Annotated in this window: 16 protein-coding genes; 4 read left to right on the forward strand and 12 right to left on the reverse strand. The window is 71.5% G+C overall.

Going from position 1 to position 15,634, the window contains the following annotated elements:
* Nucleotides 1-97 precede the first annotated feature (97 nt).
* The 3 genes from ABD378_RS09825 to ABD378_RS09835 form a co-directional block, all read right to left on the reverse strand.
* Nucleotides 98-796: a response regulator gene (locus ABD378_RS09825; RefSeq protein ID WP_344520178.1), complete on the reverse strand. Its 699-nt coding sequence runs from the start codon at nt 794-796 to the stop codon at nt 98-100.
* A complete protein-coding gene (macS, locus tag ABD378_RS09830; protein ID WP_344520179.1) occupies nt 793-2,013 on the reverse strand; it encodes a MacS family sensor histidine kinase in 1,221 nt (406 codons plus the stop codon). Before macS ends, ABD378_RS09825 begins: the two co-directional genes overlap by 4 nt.
* A 64-nt stretch (nt 2,014-2,077) precedes the next feature.
* Nucleotides 2,078-2,824 carry a lysophospholipid acyltransferase family protein gene (locus tag ABD378_RS09835; RefSeq protein WP_344520240.1) on the reverse strand — a complete coding sequence of 249 codons (747 nt, stop codon included), beginning with the start codon at nt 2,822-2,824 and terminating at the stop codon, nt 2,078-2,080.
* A 156-nt stretch (nt 2,825-2,980) separates the two neighbouring features.
* Between ABD378_RS09835 and ABD378_RS09840 the strand changes: the two genes are divergently transcribed.
* Together ABD378_RS09840 and ABD378_RS09845 are read left to right on the forward strand one after the other, a co-directional pair.
* Nucleotides 2,981-3,760: an alpha/beta hydrolase gene (locus tag ABD378_RS09840; protein WP_344520180.1), complete on the forward strand. Its 780-nt coding sequence runs from the start codon at nt 2,981-2,983 to the stop codon at nt 3,758-3,760.
* The gene (locus ABD378_RS09845) at nt 3,672-4,385 is read left to right on the forward strand and encodes a hypothetical protein (RefSeq protein WP_386545409.1); all 714 of its coding nucleotides are present in this window, start codon (nt 3,672-3,674) and stop codon (nt 4,383-4,385) included. Before ABD378_RS09840 ends, ABD378_RS09845 begins: the two co-directional genes overlap by 89 nt.
* Here the strand turns inward: ABD378_RS09845 and ABD378_RS09850 are convergent.
* From ABD378_RS09850 to ABD378_RS09875, 6 genes are all read right to left on the reverse strand, one after another.
* Nucleotides 4,382-5,146: an endonuclease/exonuclease/phosphatase family protein gene (locus ABD378_RS09850; protein ID WP_344520182.1), complete on the reverse strand. Its 765-nt coding sequence runs from the start codon at nt 5,144-5,146 to the stop codon at nt 4,382-4,384. The genes ABD378_RS09845 and ABD378_RS09850 overlap by 4 nt on opposite strands.
* Nucleotides 5,147-5,244: 98 nt before the next feature.
* Nucleotides 5,245-6,186: an ROK family glucokinase gene (locus ABD378_RS09855; RefSeq protein ID WP_344520183.1), complete on the reverse strand. Its 942-nt coding sequence runs from the start codon at nt 6,184-6,186 to the stop codon at nt 5,245-5,247.
* 54 nt (nt 6,187-6,240) lie between these two features.
* A complete protein-coding gene (locus ABD378_RS09860; RefSeq protein ID WP_344520184.1) occupies nt 6,241-6,711 on the reverse strand; it encodes a DUF5304 domain-containing protein in 471 nt (156 codons plus the stop codon).
* 71 nt (nt 6,712-6,782) lie between these two features.
* The gene (locus tag ABD378_RS09865; RefSeq protein ID WP_344520185.1) at nt 6,783-7,922 is read right to left on the reverse strand and encodes an ArsA family ATPase; all 1,140 of its coding nucleotides are present in this window, start codon (nt 7,920-7,922) and stop codon (nt 6,783-6,785) included.
* A gap of 78 nt (nt 7,923-8,000) precedes the next feature.
* Nucleotides 8,001-8,444 (reverse strand): SRPBCC family protein, encoded by a 444-nt coding sequence (locus tag ABD378_RS09870; protein ID WP_344520186.1) that lies wholly within the window; start codon nt 8,442-8,444, stop codon nt 8,001-8,003.
* A 90-nt stretch (nt 8,445-8,534) separates the two neighbouring features.
* Nucleotides 8,535-9,284, reverse strand: a complete 750-nt coding sequence (locus tag ABD378_RS09875) for a metallophosphoesterase family protein (protein ID WP_344520241.1) — start codon at nt 9,282-9,284, stop codon at nt 8,535-8,537.
* Between the two features lie 339 nt (nt 9,285-9,623).
* Here ABD378_RS09875 and ABD378_RS09880 point away from each other — a divergent pair, with 339 nt between their 5' ends.
* The gene (locus tag ABD378_RS09880; protein ID WP_344520187.1) at nt 9,624-11,420 is read left to right on the forward strand and encodes an AMP-dependent synthetase/ligase; all 1,797 of its coding nucleotides are present in this window, start codon (nt 9,624-9,626) and stop codon (nt 11,418-11,420) included.
* Nucleotides 11,421-11,591: 171 nt separating this feature from the next.
* On the opposite strand, the gene ABD378_RS09885 is transcribed toward ABD378_RS09880, so the two are convergent.
* Entirely contained in the window at nt 11,592-12,734 is a 1,143-nt protein-coding gene (locus ABD378_RS09885; RefSeq protein WP_344520188.1) for a glycosyltransferase family 4 protein, read from the reverse strand.
* 114 nt (nt 12,735-12,848) lie between these two features.
* On the opposite strand from ABD378_RS09885, the gene ABD378_RS09890 reads away from it, so the two are divergent.
* Nucleotides 12,849-14,117 carry a glycosyltransferase 87 family protein gene (locus tag ABD378_RS09890; RefSeq protein ID WP_344520189.1) on the forward strand — a complete coding sequence of 423 codons (1,269 nt, stop codon included), beginning with the start codon at nt 12,849-12,851 and terminating at the stop codon, nt 14,115-14,117.
* On the opposite strand, the gene ABD378_RS09895 is transcribed toward ABD378_RS09890, so the two are convergent.
* Together ABD378_RS09895 and ABD378_RS09900 are read right to left on the reverse strand one after the other, a co-directional pair.
* The gene (locus ABD378_RS09895; RefSeq protein WP_344520190.1) at nt 14,074-15,270 is read right to left on the reverse strand and encodes a hypothetical protein; all 1,197 of its coding nucleotides are present in this window, start codon (nt 15,268-15,270) and stop codon (nt 14,074-14,076) included. The genes ABD378_RS09890 and ABD378_RS09895 overlap by 44 nt on opposite strands.
* Nucleotides 15,271-15,308: 38 nt before the next feature.
* Nucleotides 15,309-15,634 (reverse strand): C40 family peptidase (locus ABD378_RS09900; RefSeq protein ID WP_344520191.1); only part of this gene is annotated, 326 nt, incomplete at its 5' end.

The following is a 15,634-nucleotide window of genomic DNA, read 5'->3' on the forward strand; positions in this document are numbered from 1 at the left end:
ACGCTAATGGTGATCCAGGTCACTCAGGGACGGTGCGGACGGTCAATTCCTGTCCGGTACAGGGGAGTTGATCATGCGGGTTCACCCTTATGAGGGGTCAGGCGTCGTCGAGACCCCGCTCGATCGCGTACCGCACGAGCTCCACGCGGTTGTGCAACTGGAGCTTGCCCAGGGTGTTCTGCACGTGGTTCTGCACGGTGCGGTGCGAGATGACCAGGCGCTCGGCGATCTGCTTGTAGCTCAGTCCCTTGGCGACGAGGCGGAGCACCTCGGTCTCGCGGTCGGTGAGCTGCGGGGCCTTCGGGTCGTCCGGGGCGCCGGGCGCCGGATCGGATGCCAGGCGGCGGTATTCGCCGAGGACGAGGCCCGCGAGGCCCGGCGTGAAGACCGTGTCGCCGACGGCCGTGCGGCGCACCGCGTCGGTCAGCTCGGCGGTGGACGCCGACTTCAGGAGATAGCCGGTGGCGCCGGACTTGACCGCCTCCAGGACGTCGGCGTGCTCGCCGCTGGCCGAGAGGACGAGCACGCGCAGGGCGGGGTTGGCGGCGACGAGCTCCTTGCAGACCTGGACGCCCGGTTTCAGGGGCAGGTTCAGGTCGAGTACGACGACGTCGGGTGCGGCGGCCTGCGCGCGGCGCACGGCCTGCTCTCCGTCGCCCGCCGTGGCGACCACGTCGAAGCCGGCCTCGGCGAGGTCGCGGGCGACGGCGTCCCGCCACATCGGGTGGTCGTCGACGACCATGACCTTGACCGGGTCCTTGCCGCCGTCGGCATCCCGCAGTTGCTGCTCGTTCATCGTTCCTTTCCTGCCTTCCCCCGTGGGACTCTCAGTTCTACTTCCGTGCCCTGGCCCGGCACCGAGATCAGCTCGGCCGTGCCCCCGATGTCCCGCAGACGCCCCCGGATCGACAGGGCGACACCGAGCCGCCCCTCCCCCTCGGCCTCCGCGAGCCGCCCCTCGGGGATGCCGGGGCCGTCGTCCCGCACCGTCACGATCACGGCGTCCGGCTCGTCCTCGACCAGGATCCAGGCCGCGGCGTCCGGGCCCGCGTGCCGGTGGACGTTGTCCAGGGCGGCGGCGACCGCGGCGGCCAGTTCCCGCGCGGCCTTCGGCTCAAGGGTGACCGGAGCGCCCGGCTCCGAGAGGGTCACCCGGGCGCCCGCGTACGGGAAGAGCAGCGACCGCAGGTCACAGATGTCTCCGTCGTCGGCGTCGCCGTCCGGCTCGTCCACCGCGCGGACGACGGCCCCCAGCGAGGCGTCCTCCGACTCGTGCGACGTACGGACCAGACCGCCCGCCACCAGCGTGCGCAGCGCGACCTCCTGCTCGCCCGCCATCTTGCCGAGCTCCGCCGCCTCGCCGCCGAGCGCGCTGCCGCGCCGCTGCACCATCGCGAGGACCTGGAGCACGCTGTCGTGGATGTCGCGGGCGAGGCGCTCCCGCTCGCGGGTCGCGGCCTCGATCTCCAGGGCGCGGGCGAGGGTGCGCTCGGAAGCGCGGGCCACCTCGACGACGTATCCGATGGCGATGGACGCGATGCAGACGAGCAGGACGTTGTGCAGCGTGTCCTGGGTGGGCCTGCCGCGCTGCGCGATGTTGGCGACGCCGACGAGCGCCGACGCGAAGGCGGCCCACCGCCAGCCGCCCTTGATCGCGAACGCGAGCACCGCGCCCGCCGTCCATATCGACGGCAGCGTCGGGCCGTCGTGGACGATCCGCTGGTGCGAGTCGGCGACCGGCGTGAGCAGGATGCCGACCAGCGCGATGGTCAGGTCGGTGATCAGGAACCGCTTGGTGCAGTTCGCGGCGTTCGCGACCTTCGGCAGCGTGCCGATGGTCCAGCCGGCGAGCACCACGTAGTACGCGATGGCCACCCAGGGGCGGTCGAACTTCTCGTGCGCGGCCACGAAGAGGCCGATCGCGTACAGCATCGTCAGTACGCGGTAGCCGGTCAGCGCACGCCACAGCGGCTGCTCGACCGACATCCTCATGACGCGTACGCGCTTGGTCATGTCCCCCACCCCTTGGGGACCCAGGCCGGCTCCCCTTGCACCACTCACCCCTGAAGCGACGCGATTACGCGCCGGACCGTTCCTTCTCGGCCGCCGCGGCCGCCTTCTCCGCCTTCTTCTCCGCTTCCTTCTCGGCCTTCGCCGCGTCCGAGAGGCGGCGCTTGGCGGCCGTCGCGTACTCGTCCACGTACTCCTGGCCGGACAGCTTCATGATCTCGTACATGACCTCGTCGGTCAGCGCCCGCAGGACGAACCGGTCGTGCTCCATGCCGTGGTACCGGCGGAAGTCGAGCGGCTTGCCGATCTTGATGCCGGGCCGCATCAGCTTCGGCACCACCTTGCCGGGCGGCTGGATCTTCTCCGTGTCGATCATCGCCACGGGGAGCACGGGCGCCCCGGTCGCGAGGGCCACGCGCGCGAGGCCGCCGGGCTTGCCACGGTAGAGCCTCCCGTCGGGCGAACGCGTGCCTTCCGGGTAGATGCCGAAGAGCTCACCGCGCTCCAGTACCTCGATGCCGCTCTTGATGGCGGCCTCGCCCGCGCCGCGTCCGCCGGAGCGGTCCACGGGCAGCTGGCCCACTCCCTTGAAGAAGGCCGCCGTGAGCTTGCCCTTCACGCCCGGAGACGTGAAGTACTCCGCCTTCGCGATGAAGGTGACCTTGCGGTCGAGGACGGCGGGCAGGAAAAAGGAGTCCGAGAAGGAGAGATGGTTGCTCGCCAGGATGGCCGGTCCCTCGGCGGGTACGTTCTCAAGGCCTTCCACCCAGGGCCTGAAGCCGAGCTTCAGCGGCCCTCCGATGGCGACCTTCATTGCGCCGTAGATCAAACCGTGTGCCTCCTGTTATGTGTGGATCAGACCTTAACCCGCGGTAAGCCCAAAGGGCCCGACGACCCTGGTCGGTGTCAGTCCGGTCGCGTACGGTGAAGTACTCCCACCCCGCAGCCACATCTCACGAAGGAGACCGAAGTGCCGGTCCTCCCCGGAGCCGAGCCGTACCGCCACGAGGGCGGCGAGGTCGGCGTCCTCCTCTGTCACGGCTTCACCGGATCCCCTCAGTCCCTGCGCCCCTGGGCGGAGTACCTCGCGGAGCGGGGTCTGACCGTCTCGCTCCCGCTGCTGCCCGGGCACGGCACACGCTGGGAGGACCTCCAGGTCACCGGCTGGCAGGACTGGTACGCGGAGGTGGAGCGCGAGCTGCGCGGGCTCCAGGAGCGCTGCACGGAGGTCTTCGTCTTCGGCCTCTCCATGGGCGGCGCGCTCGCGCTGCGTCTTGCCGCCAAGCACGGCGACGAGGTGCGGGGCATCGTCCTGGTGAACCCGGCGAACAAGGTGCACGGCCTGGCCGCGCACGCGCTGCCGCTCGCCCGGCATCTGGTGCCCACGACGCCGGGCATCTCCAGCGACATCGCCCTGGAGGGCTCGGAGGAGCTCGCGTACGACCGGGTCCCGCTGCACGCGGCGTACTCGTTGCGCCGGTTCTTCCAGCGGCTCGACCGTGAACTGCCGCAGGTGACGCAGCCGTTGCTGCTGCTGCACAGCCCGCAGGACCACGTGGTGCCGCCCGCCGACTCGGCCAGGATCCTCGGCCGGGTGTCGTCCACGGACGTCACCGAGACCATCCTGGAACAGAGTTACCACGTCGCGACGTTGGACCACGATGCGGACCGGATCTTCGAGGAGAGCTACGCGTTCATCGGCCGGCTCGCCCCCAGTGTCGGTAAGGAAGGGACGGCCACCGGTGGCTGAGCAGGACCGAATCGAACCCGACGGCGACGAGAGCCGCGAGCCGGAGAAGCGGCAGGAGCCCTCCGAGGGGCTGCCGCTCGACGAGGACGCGGCCTGGCAGGCGATCGTCGCGGGGTACGGCCAGGAGCCGGCGGACCCGCCCGGCGCCAAGCCGTTCAAGTCCGTCGAGGACCTGGCGCTGCTCGAGCCGGAGACGAACGACACCCCGGAGCCGGCCTCAGGGGAAGCCAAGAACGCCACCGCCCCCGACGACCCGGACGACTCCGGGTCCAAGAAGAGCCTGGGCGGCTCCGTCTCCTTCGCCCCCGGCGTGGGCGGCGGCCCGCGTGACTATGACGCGCCCGAGGCGTCGGACGACGACCTGGGCGCGGACGACGAGGGCCACTTCGTCCCGCCGGAGCCCCCGCCGCTGCCCGCCGCGGACGTCACGGCGAAGTTCGCCTGGCTCGCCGTGCTCGGCGGCCCGGTCCTGATGCTGCTCGCGGTGCTGCTCGGCTGGCAGATGACGTGGTGGCTTGCCACCCTCAGCATCGGCGGCTTCCTCGGCGGCTTCGGCACGCTCGTGTCGCGGATGAAGGGTGACGACGAAGAGGACGACGACCCGGGCCGCGGCGCGGTGGTCTAGGCGCGCGCCGCTCCCTGGGCGGCGGGAATCCTGAGGGCGGCGAGCACCGGCAGATGGTCGGTGGCCGCCCGCAGATCCGCCTCGCTCACCCCGTCGAGCTCCGGCGGCACACCGCAGCCGAGGATCTCGACCCCCGGCGTGGCGAAGATCGCGTCGATGCGCTGATGCGGGTCCCCCGGTGTCGAGGTGTTCTCGCCGCCCCAGGGCGCGGTCGCCCAGCAGTCCCGCAGCTCCGAGGCGAGCCTGCGGAACGTACGGCCCTTGGGCCCGTCATTGAGGTCGCCGCCCGCGACGGCGTGCTCCACGCCGAGCCCGGCGAGCCGGTCGAGCAGCATCCCGCCCTGTGCGTACCGCTCGTCGCTCTGCAGGCTCAAGTGACAGCTCAGGACGCCGAGCCTGGCGCCACCGAACCGTACGACGGCGGTCGCGAAGCCGCGCCGGTGCAGGCCTGGCGTCAGCGGAAGGAGCACGTCCTCGGTCCGCTCGACGGTGGCGCGCAGCGAGCAGAGCAGCGCGGGCCCCGACGCGGTGGCACCGCCCGAGAGCATCACGAGATCGGCGGCGCGGGCGAGCCGCGCCAGCTTCTTGCGCCACCGGAAGAAGCGGGGCGCTTCCTGCACGAGTACGAGGTCGGGCGCGCAGGCGGCGATGACCCGGGCCAGCGCGTCGGTGTCGTCCCGCATGGACCGGATGTTGTAACTGAGCACCCGGACCACGGCTGAACCGTCGTCTTCGGTCCGGGAGTTGGGCAGCGTCACCATGGGGATCAAGATACGCGCTGCGGGGTGCCGCCACGACGAGGCCCGCCGCCCCGGAAGGGGACAGCGGGCCTCGTACGAGATGCGGGATCGGGCGGGAACTACCCCTGGCGAGCCAGGTCGGCCGCGCCCACGAGCCCCGCCTTGTTGCCCAGCTGGGCGGCGAGGACCTGCGCGTGCGGACGCCACTGCCCGCCGATGAGCCAGCGCCGGAAGGACTTCCGGATCGGGTCGAGCACCAGCTCGCCCTCGTCGGAGAGCCCGCCGCCCACGATGAACGCGGAGGGGTCGAAGAGCGAGGCCAGGTCGGCAAGGCCCGCTCCGGCCCAGCGGGCCAGTTCGCGGTAGGAGTCGACGGCGACGGGGTCACCCTGCCGGGCCGCCTCGCTGATGTGCTTGCCCTGGATGCCCTCGACCGTGCCGTCGCCGAGCCCGAGGAGAATCTCCGCGGCCTCCGGCGTCGCGTTGGCCCGCTGCTGTCCGTACCGGACGAGGGCGCGGCCCGACGCGTACTGCTCCCAGCAGCCCTGGCTCCCGCAGCCGCACAGCAGACCGTCGGGCACCACACGGATGTGCCCGAACTCGGCGGCCACGCCGAAGCGTCCGCGCCGCAGCTTGTTGCCGATGATCACGCCGCCGCCGAGGCCCGTGCCCAGCGTGATGACGATGACGTCCTCGTGGCCCTGGCCCGCGCCGAAGCGGTACTCGCCCCAGGCCGCGGCGTTCGCGTCGTTCTCCACGACGACCGGCATGCCGACCCGCTGCTCGACCTTGTCCTTCAGCGGCTCGTGGCGCCAGTCGATGTTCGGTGCGAAGAGAACGGTGGCGCGCTTGTCGTCGACGTAACCGGCGGCGCCGATGCCGACGGCCTCCACGTCGTTCCCCTTGCCGGCCCCGGAGACGGCGGCACAGATCGCGTCCACGATGCCTTCGGCGGTCGGCGGCGTGGGCACCTTGTGGGTGTCGAGAATGGTGCCCTCTTCGTCGACCACTCCGGCCGCGATCTTTGTGCCGCCGATATCGACGCCGATGGTGAGTCCCATGTGTCCCTCAGTTTCGGTCGAGCCCCGCTACGGGCAACCGTACCCGAGGGGGGCTCAGTCCAAGTCGATGTGTTCGGCGGGACCGGGGCCCTCGTCGCGCGGGTCGGGGCCCTTCGACGCGTCGCCGCCGCGGGTCCAGCGGCCCTCCTGGCCCTCGACCGCGGAGCGGTAGGCGGCGAGCAGTTCACTGCCCGCGGCGGCCAGGTGGTCGAAGACGTCGGGGTTGCGCTCGATGACCGGTTCGACGGCGGCCTTCGCCTGCTGGACGACCTGCTTCACGGTCTGCTCGACGGCGCCCTGCGCGACCGCGCCGAACAGCGGACCCTGGAGTCCGGTCAGCTTCTCCGAGACGGCGTCGACGAGCTTGCGCAGCTCCTCTCCGGCCGATCCGGGCGGCGGCCCGTACTGGGCACGGCGCCGGGCCTTCTCCGCCGCGAGGTCTTCGGCGCACGCCTTCTGCCACGCGTCGGCGTCGGTGTCGGCCGCTTCAGGTTCGGGCGCTTCGCGCTCGGTGGCTTCACTCATGACGGACAGACTCCTGCGGAGGGCGGCTAAGGATTCGTACTCTCGACGTTACCCGAACGGCGGTTGCCCGTTCACCGTGTCTGCGGCCACAGATCGGGGTCGGGCGCGAACCGCACCCGCAGCTCGCCGTCGCGCAGTCCGGCGCCGGCGACGGTGCAGCGGCGCAGGGCGGACGGCAGGGTGACGATGCGCCGGAAGGGACCCGCGGTGACGACCAGTTCGTCACCGCGCCGTATGAGCCCGAGCTCTTCGCGTACGACTCCGGGGAGCGGGATGTGCCAGATCAGGACGCCGTCGTCCGCGAGGGCGTCGGAGACGGGCCACTTCACGGGCTCCGGGGCCGCGCCGGGAGCGGGCACGCCCAGGGCGGCCAGGTCGTCGGCGCCGCGCGGATCGTGCCCCAGGTGCGGGAGCGGGCCGAGGCCTTCGCCGTACGTCTCCTGCCACTCGGCCAGCGTCTTGCGCTGCTGGGCGATGAGCCCCGCGAACCAGGTGTCGGCGGTGTCGTCGGGCAGGACCCGGCTGGCGTGCAGGGCGTCGGTGCGCAGGCCCTGCAGGGCGAGGCCGGTGGCGGCGGCGCGTACCGCGTCGGCGCCCGCGTGGCCCGGCTCTGCGACGAGGCGGACGGTCGTGCCCGGGGCCTCGATCACGGCCTGGGCGGCGGCGAGTTCGATGTCCCAGCGGGCCGCGGTCTCGTACAGCCAGGCCGCGGGCATCGGGACGCCCGCGATACGGCCGAGGATGGGCCGCAGCGGGCGGGCCGCGTCCCGCTCGGCCGGCAGCAGCCTGCGGAGATAGCGGCGGAGCTGCTCGGGGAGCGCGAGGACCGCGAGGACGCGGGGCACCGGGGGCAGGTCCACCACCACGGTGTCGTACGCGCCGCCCTGCCCGGCGTCGCGCAGGGCCCTCAGCAGAGCCAGCTCGTCGCTGCCGGGCAGCGGGGTGAGTTCCTCGCCCTCGAGGCGTCCGGCGCCGAGCAGGTCGAGCGCGGATCCCGCGCGCTGCTGCAGGGCCAGGAGGTCGTCCCGGAACTCTTCGCCGGGGGTCAGTCTCCGGACGGTGAGGTTCGCGTGTTCCGCGCCGAGGGTGTCGACGCGGTCGGCGGAGATCAGCAGGGTCCGGTGCCCCTCGCTCGCCGCGGACAGTGCGGTGGCCGCGGCGACGGTGGTTCTGCCCGAGCCGCCGGGGCCGGTGACGAGGAGGGTGCGCATAAGGGTGAACGGTACGTGAGTTCGGGCCGCCGCTTCGCGGCGATCTCTCCCTCCCGCCCGCCCGTCGCTCCGCGGTAATCAGTCCTGGGGACCGGACTCCACTCGCTTCTTGAGACCCGCGAGCGCCCGGTCGATGATGACCTTCTCCGCCTTGCGCTTGATCATCCCGAGCATGGGGATCTTGACGTCGACGATCAGCTTGTACGTGACCTCCGTGCCGGTCCCCGCGGGCTTCAGGAGGTACGACCCGTCGAGCGACCGCAGCATCTGCGACTTGACGAGGGTCCAGCTGACCTCGTTCTCGCCGGTCCACGTGTACCCGAGGGTCTGGTCGTCCTTGATCGCGCCCGCGTCCATGACGAGGCGGACCTGCTTGGCGCGGCCCTGGTCGTCGGTGTCGAGCACCTCGGCCTCCTTCACCTCACCCGTCCAGTCCGGGTAGCGCGCGAAGTCGGCGATCACTCCCATCACCTCGGCCGGTGCCGCCTCGATCGTGATGCTCGAGCTGGTGTGTTCCGCCATCGCTGTGGCTCCTCCAGATGCGGTCAGGTACGGGGGGTGGTGTCTACGTGTGTGACGCGTGAAGGCTACCGCGCACGAAGTGGCCCACCATCACCACTCCAGGGCCCACGGCCTGCCCGAGCTCGCGAAGTGCCCCACGTTCACACACTCGGTCGCTCCGACCCGCATCCGCCGGGTGAGCGGTTGATGGACGTGGCCGAAAAGTGCGTACCTCGGGCGGGTCTTGTGAATGGCCGCGAGCAGCGCGCGGCTGCCGCGTTCGAAGCGGCGCGCGACGGTGTCGTACACGAGCTCGGGGATGTCCGGCGGGATGTGTGTGCAGAGCACGTCGACCTCGCCGACGGCCTCGACCTTGGCCGCGTACTCCTCGTCGCTGATCTCGTAGGGCGTCCGCATGGGCGTGCGAAGGCCGCCGCCGACGAACCCGAAGACCCGGCCGCCGATCTCGGCCCGCCCGCCGTCGAGGACGGTGGTGCCGGGGCCCGCGTACTCGGGCCACAGGGTCGGCATGTCGACATTGCCGTAGGTGGCGTACGTCGGAGTGGGGAAGGCGGCGAACATCTCGGCGTACTGCTTGCGCACCGCGCTCTCGATGGCAGGACCGCGGTCTATGCCCGCCCAGAGTCGCGCGCCAAGCTCCCTGGCCTCCTCGAAGCGGCGGTCGGTGCGCAGCTCGACCAGGCGGTCGGCGTTCTCCTTGCCGAAGAGGTCGGGGAAGATGCCGCGCGTGTGGTCGGCGTAGTCGAGGAAGAGCACCAGGTCGCCGAGACAGATGAGCGCGTCGGCTCCCTCGCCCGCGCGGGCGAGATCCTTTGTGTTGCCGTGCACGTCACTGACCACATTGACCCGGAAACCTGGCATGCCGATCACCCTAGAACGAGCGGGCAAACGTGGGTAGAGGCCCCGAGAAGCATGGAGAAGGGGGCGGACCTGCGGTTACTTCCGAGTCGGGAATGGCGTGGCGTACTGTGCGGTTCAGACCACAACGACGTGTGACGCAGCGAACATCTGGCCCGGACCCCCTACCGAACAAGCCATACCCATGGGTAACGTCCGGGCAGTCCAGTAGTGCTCCAGCCTTCTCCCCCCCCATTCCCACGGAGCACCTGCCCGATCTTGGACCGCACCGTCGCATCGCACAACGTCGTGGCGCCGGCGCCCTATGTAGGAGCAGCAGTCTTGCGCGAGTTCAGCCTTCCGGCCCTGTACGAGGTCCCCGCGGACGGCAATCTGACCGACATCGTCCGCAGAAATGCCGCGCAGCACCCGGACGTCGCCGTCATCGGCCGCAAGGTGAACGGCGCCTGGCAGGACGTCAACGCCAAGACCTTCCTCGCCGAGGTGCGCGCCGCCGCCAAGGGACTCATCGCCTCCGGAGTGCACCCCGGCGACCGCGTCGCCCTGATGTCCCGCACCCGCTACGAGTGGACGCTCCTCGACTTCGCGATCTGGAGCGCGGGCGCGGTCACCGTGCCGGTGTACGAGACGAGCTCGGCCGAGCAGATCCAGTGGATCCTCGGTGACTCCGGCGCCGTGGCCATCGTCGTAGAGCTCGACGCGCACACCGCCGCCGTCGACTCCGTGCGCGACCGGCTTCCCGACCTGGTCAACGTCTGGCAGATCGACCGCGGCGGCGTCGACGAGCTGAACCGCGCGGGCGCCGACGTCTCCGAGGAGACCGTCGACGAGCGCGGCGCGGTCGCGGGCGCCGACGACCCGGCCACCATCGTCTACACCTCGGGCACCACCGGCCGCCCCAAGGGCTGCGTCCTCACGCACCGCAGCTTCTTCGCGGAGTGCGGAAACGTGGTGGAGCGCCTCAAGCCGCTCTTCCGCACCGGCGAGTGCTCCGTCCTCCTCTTCCTCCCCGTCGCCCATGTCTTCGGCCGCCTGGTTGAGGTCGCCGCGCTGATGGCGCCGATCAAGCTGGGCCACGCGCCCGACGTCAAGAACCTCACGGACGAGCTTGCGTCGTTCCGGCCGACCATGATCCTCGGCGTCCCGCGCGTCTTCGAGAAGGTCTACAACTCGGCGCGCGCCAAGGCGCAGGCCGACGGCAAGGGCAAGATCTTCGACAAGGCCGCGGACACGGCGATCGCGTACAGCCGCGCGCTCGACACCCCGAGCGGCCCCTCGCTCGGCCTGAAGATCAAGTACAAGACGTTCGACAAGCTGGTCTACAGCAAGCTGCGGGCCGTCCTCGGCGGGCGCGGCGAGTACGCGATCTCGGGCGGCGCGCCGCTCGGCGAGCGCCTTGGCCACTTCTTCCGCGGCATCGGCTTCACGGTCCTTGAGGGCTACGGCCTGACGGAGTCGTGCGCTGCCACCGCCTTCAACCCCTGGGACCGCCAGAAGATCGGCACGGTCGGCCAGCCGCTGCCCGGCTCGGTCGTCCGGATCGCCGACGACGGCGAGGTGCTGCTGCACGGCGAGCACCTGTTCACGGAGTACTGGAACAACAAGGGCGCGACCGAAGAGGCGCTGGCCGACGGCTGGTTCCACACCGGTGACATCGGCACGCTCGACGAGGACGGCTACCTCCGGATCACCGGCCGCAAGAAGGAGATCATCGTGACGGCGGGCGGCAAGAACGTCGCTCCCGCGGTGATCGAGGACCGCATCCGCGCGCACGCGCTTGTCGCGGAGTGCATGGTCGTGGGCGACGGCCGCCCCTTCGTGGGCGCGCTCGTCACGGTGGACGACGAGTTTGTGGGCCGCTGGGCCCTGGACCATGGAAAGCCCGCAGGCTCCACGGCTGCTTCCCTGCGGGAGGACGTGGACTTCCTCGCGGAGATCCAGAGCGCGGTGGACGACGGCAACGCGGCGGTCTCCAAGGCGGAGTCGGTGCGCAAGTTCCGGGTTCTCGGTTCGCAGTTCACCGAGGAGTCGGGGCACCTGACGCCTTCGCTGAAGCTGAAGCGGAATGTTGTGGCGAAGGACTACGCGGACGAGATCGAGGCGATTTACCGCGGGTAGCGTTTGCGGGGCCGCCCACTCGCCGTGGGGGCACTGTTCTCTTCGCGACTTCTGGTCGTGGCTGGTTGCTCGCGCAGTTCCCCGCGCCCCTTAAGGGGCGCGGGGAACTGCGCGCTCAGCCCGTGACGGCCGTCAGTCGCGCAACAACCCCCAGCGGCAACCCATTAGGCGCTACAGCAACTCCCGCAGCCTCTCCGCCAGGAGATCCCAGCGCCACTTCTCCTCCACCCACTCCCGGCCCCGCTCCCCCATCCGCTGCCGCAACTCCGCGTCGCCGAGCAGGGTGACGATCCGGTCCGCCGCCGCCTCAGGCGAGCCGCCCCGGACGACCCACCCCGTCTCACCGTCAAGCACCGCGTCCGGCGCCCCGCCGGAGTCCCCGGCCACGACCGGGAGGCCGGTCGCCGAAGCCTCCAGGTAGACGATCCCGAGGCCCTCGACGTCAAGGCCCCCGCGCCGGGTCCTGCACGGCATCGCGAAGACGTCCCCGGCGCCGTAGTGCGCGGGGAGTTCCTCCCAAGGCACCGCCCCGGTGAAGCGGACAGAGTCCGAGACCCGTGTCTCGGCGGCCAGCTTCCGCAGCTCCTTCTCGTAAGGCCCGCCGCCCACCACGAGGAGCACCGCATCCGGCTCCGCCGCCAGGATCCGGGGCATGGCCAGAATCAACGTGTCCTGCCCCTTGCGCGGCACAAGGCGCGAGACACACACCACGACCGGCCGGTCGGTCAGCCCCAGGCGGGCCCGCACCGCGTCCCCGCCCGATCCAGGGTGGAACGTCTTCTCGTCGACGCCCGGCGGCAGTTGGACCATCCGCCCCGCCGCCGCAGGCGTAAGCGCCGCGGCGATGCGCGAGCGCGTGTACTCACCCAGATAGGTGATCGTGTCCGTCGAATCGCCGATACGGCGGAGCAGTTGGCGTGACGCGGGCAGCTGCGCCCACCCCGCCTCGTGCCCGTGTGTCGTGGCGACAAGGCGCCTCGCGCCCGCCTTCCGCAGCGCGGGCGACATGAGCCCCAGGGGCGCCGCCGCCCCGAACCACACCGACTCACAGCCGTGTTCCCGCAGGAGCGAGACCGCGCGCCGCGTGACGCGCGGGGTCGGCAGCAGCATCGTCGTGGGGTCGCGTACGACCTTGAAGGGTTGCTCCGCGTCGAAGGCGGCCGTCGCTTCGGCGCCCTCTCGCCCCCGCTTCCATGTGGAGGCGTAGACGACGAGCTGCTCGGGGTCCAGGCGCAGCGCCATGTTGTGCAGGAACGCCTGGATGCCACCGGGCCTGGGCGGGAAGTCGTTCGTGACGATCAGGGTCTTGTGCATCGTCGCCGACAGTACCGAAAGCCCGCGAGAGCGTGGAACGGCCTCGGCTCCCGGACGGCCCCGCCTCGTGGCCCATTCACAGCCGCGCCCGGCATCATGGCTCACCGAACCACAATGAAGTATCCGAAAAGGGGCGTGGTGTGCGTGGCGCGGATCCTGACCGTGTGGGTCCTGACCAGGACAGTGCTGCTGCTCTGCGTCTTCAAGGTGCTCACCGCCCCAGGCCCCGACGTGACCAGCGACGTCTCCGTCATCTACCAGGGCTGGTACGAGGTCCTGCGCACCGGCACCTTCCCGCTCGACGACGTCACCTGGCAGTACCCGCCTGCCGCGGCCCTCGCGATCCTCTCCCCCGCCCTGCTGCCCTTCGTCGGCTACGCGTCGGCCTTCTTCGTGCTCGCCTTCCTCGCCGACGCGCTCGCCTGCGGGCTGCTCCTGTACGCGGGCCTGAGGCCCGGCAAGTCCCTGCGGGGAGCCTGGGTATGGGTCGTGGGCGTGGCGCTGCTCGGGCCGACCGTGTACGCCCGTTACGACGTGATGGTGACGGCCGTCGCGGTCGCCGCGCTGCTCGCCGGGGCGCGGCACCCCCGCACGATGGGCGCGCTCGCGGGGTTCGGCGCGCTGCTCAAGGTGTGGCCCGCCCTGCTGCTCATCGGCATGCCACGCGCGCGTGCCACCCGGAGTTCCTGGGGCGCGGCGGTCGCCACCGCCGCCGGTCTGACCCTCGCCTTCCTGGTGACGATGCCCGGCGCGCTCGCCTTCCTGACCTTCCAGCGCGACCGCGGCACCGAGGTCGAGTCGCTCGGCGCGCTCGTCTTCCATGTCGCACGCCACCTCGGCTGGCAGGGCGACGTGCAGCTCAACTACGGCTCGGTGGAGTTCCTCGGCCCGTACGTCACGCTGGTCAGCACGGTGGCGCAGGGGCTTTCGCTTGCGGCCTTCTGCTGGCTCGTCGTGTGGCGGCTGCGCGCGCGTGCCTGGTCGGCGAGCACGGTCGCCGACGCGGCCTTCGTCGCCGTCCTGCTCTTCACGGCCACGAGCCGCGTGATCAGCCCGCAGTACCTCCTGTGGCTGGTCGGGGCCGCCGCCGTGTGCCTGGCGTTCCGTGCGAGCCGCATGGTGCTGCCCGCGCGCCTGGTGCTCGCGGCCACGTTCGTCACGTTCCTGGAGTTCCCGATCTGGTTCTCGCACGTGGTGGCGAGCGATCCGCTGGGCATCGCCCTGCTCTTCGTACGCAATGGTCTGCTCGTCGCGGCGGCGCTGATCGCCTGCCGGAACCTGTGGCGGCAGACGGTGTCCGAACCCCGGGCCGCCGAGCGCGCGTCGGCGCCCGGTGAGGTCAGCCGAGCTCCGAGCGCAGATACGTACGCCACCGCGCCGTGAACTTCTCAGGAGTGACGTCCAGGACGTCCCGCAGCGCGTCCTCCAAGGCCCCCGGCCGCTTCTTGTGCGCGCCGACCGCTTCGTAGAAGCCCGTCAGCTTCGCCTCGCCCCACTGGTCCGCGATCATCCGGCAGGCCAGCCACGACCCTTCGTACGCCTGGGCCAGCTCACCGGCGTCCCCGCTGAAGCCGAAGGCACCGTCCTCGGGGAGCGCGCCGGGCAGTTGGCCCCGCTGGACGGCACGGCGCAGTTCGGGGGCCGCCTGCGCGGGGGTGCGGCCCGTGCCGCGGTAGCCCACCCAGTCGGCGAGGCCTTCGGAGAGCCACAGGGGGGTCGCCGGTGAGGTGTGCGCGCGGGTCGCGACATGGGTCGTCTCATGGGTGAGGACGACCTGCTTGCCGAAGTCGCCGAGGACGCCGTACGCCTCGGGGTTGACGATGATCCGGTCCGCGGGTGCCTCACCGGAGCCGCCCGTCTCCCCCGTGGTCACCGCCGCGATCCCCTGATACCCGGAAGCCGGCGCCCCGAGCAGCCCGGCCATGCCGTCCAGGGACCTGGGCACAAGGACGACGACCCGCTGCGGCCACTTGCCCGGCCAGGCGCCCCGCACCAGGGGAACCGCGCGGTCGGCGAGTTCCGCGTACCCGCGCAGCGTCGTCTCGTCCCGCTCGCTGCGCCCGATGCCGAGCACAAGGCTGTGAGCGCCCCGTACGGACGTGACGGGCCCCTGGTCCCAGAGTTGCTCCGTGGCCTTCTTCGCGGGGCGCTCAGCGGCGACGTACCACCGTCCTTCGCGCTCCTCCAGCGTCAGCAGACGCGAGGTGGTCAGCGGCTCGCTGTCGTAGCCCTTGATGCGGTACCGCAGGTCCGCGGTCGCCGTGGCCCGCTCGCCGTCCCGCCTGAAGGCGGTCAGGCGGTACTGCCAGGACTCGAGCGGGACCTCGCGCAGGTTGTCGTAGACCTCGGCGGCCTCGGCATCGCGGCCCGTCGCGCGGTACTCCTTCGCGTCCCGGTCGAGCAGCGCGTCCGCGCGCCGGTCGAGCAGCCGGCGCACGTCTCCGGGCGCGGCGTCGGGCGCGGGCGGACCGCCGCACCCGACGAGCAGGGCGACACAGATTCCAAGGACCCACGACCCACGCCCGCGACCAGCCACGTTTCAGATCGTACGGGCAGCGGGCGGCGGGCCGCCGGTCAGATCCGCGTCACCGATGAGACCGGCATCATGCCGACCGGGTCGTAGCGCACGGGCGCTCCGGGGTAGGGCGCGTGCACGACCTGGCCGTTGCCCATGTACATCCCGATGTGGCTGGCGTCGTCGCGGTAGGCCACGAGGTCACCGGGCTGCGCCTGGGCCAGGGGCACCTGACGCCCCGCGTAGCGCTGGGCCTGCGAGGTGCGCGGCAGGCCGACGCCCGCCTGTGCGTACGACCACTGGGTGAGGCCCGAACAGTCGAAGCCGGACGGGCCGTTGGCGCCCCACACGTAGGGCTTGCCGATCGCCGACCGCGCCGCCGCGA

This window comes from Streptomyces rectiviolaceus (genome assembly GCF_039533825.1).
Taxonomy (GTDB): Bacteria; Actinomycetota; Actinomycetes; order Streptomycetales; family Streptomycetaceae; genus Streptomyces; species Streptomyces rectiviolaceus.

Bases quoted from the DNA above. Each gene is read 5' to 3' on its own strand.
- ABD378_RS09860 (WP_344520184.1), bottom strand. From the start codon at position 6,711: ATGAGTGAAGCCACCGAGCGCGAAGCGCCCGAACCTGAAGCGGCCGAC.
- ABD378_RS09845 (WP_386545409.1), top strand. From the start codon at position 3,672: ATGCGGACCGGATCTTCGAGGAGAGCTACGCGTTCATCGGCCGGCTCG.
- macS (WP_344520179.1), bottom strand. From the start codon at position 2,013: ATGACCAAGCGCGTACGCGTCATGAGGATGTCGGTCGAGCAGCCGCTG.
- ABD378_RS09835 (WP_344520240.1), bottom strand. From the start codon at position 2,824: ATGAAGGTCGCCATCGGAGGGCCGCTGAAGCTCGGCTTCAGGCCCTGG.
- ABD378_RS09825 (WP_344520178.1), bottom strand. From the start codon at position 796: ATGAACGAGCAGCAACTGCGGGATGCCGACGGCGGCAAGGACCCGGTC.
- ABD378_RS09870 (WP_344520186.1), bottom strand. From the start codon at position 8,444: ATGGCGGAACACACCAGCTCGAGCATCACGATCGAGGCGGCACCGGCC.
- ABD378_RS09885 (WP_344520188.1), bottom strand. From the start codon at position 12,734: ATGCACAAGACCCTGATCGTCACGAACGACTTCCCGCCCAGGCCCGGT.
- ABD378_RS09890 (WP_344520189.1), top strand. From the start codon at position 12,849: ATGAAGTATCCGAAAAGGGGCGTGGTGTGCGTGGCGCGGATCCTGACC.
- ABD378_RS09865 (WP_344520185.1), bottom strand. From the start codon at position 7,922: ATGCGCACCCTCCTCGTCACCGGCCCCGGCGGCTCGGGCAGAACCACC.
- ABD378_RS09855 (WP_344520183.1), bottom strand. From the start codon at position 6,186: ATGGGACTCACCATCGGCGTCGATATCGGCGGCACAAAGATCGCGGCC.
- ABD378_RS09850 (WP_344520182.1), bottom strand. From the start codon at position 5,146: ATGGTGACGCTGCCCAACTCCCGGACCGAAGACGACGGTTCAGCCGTG.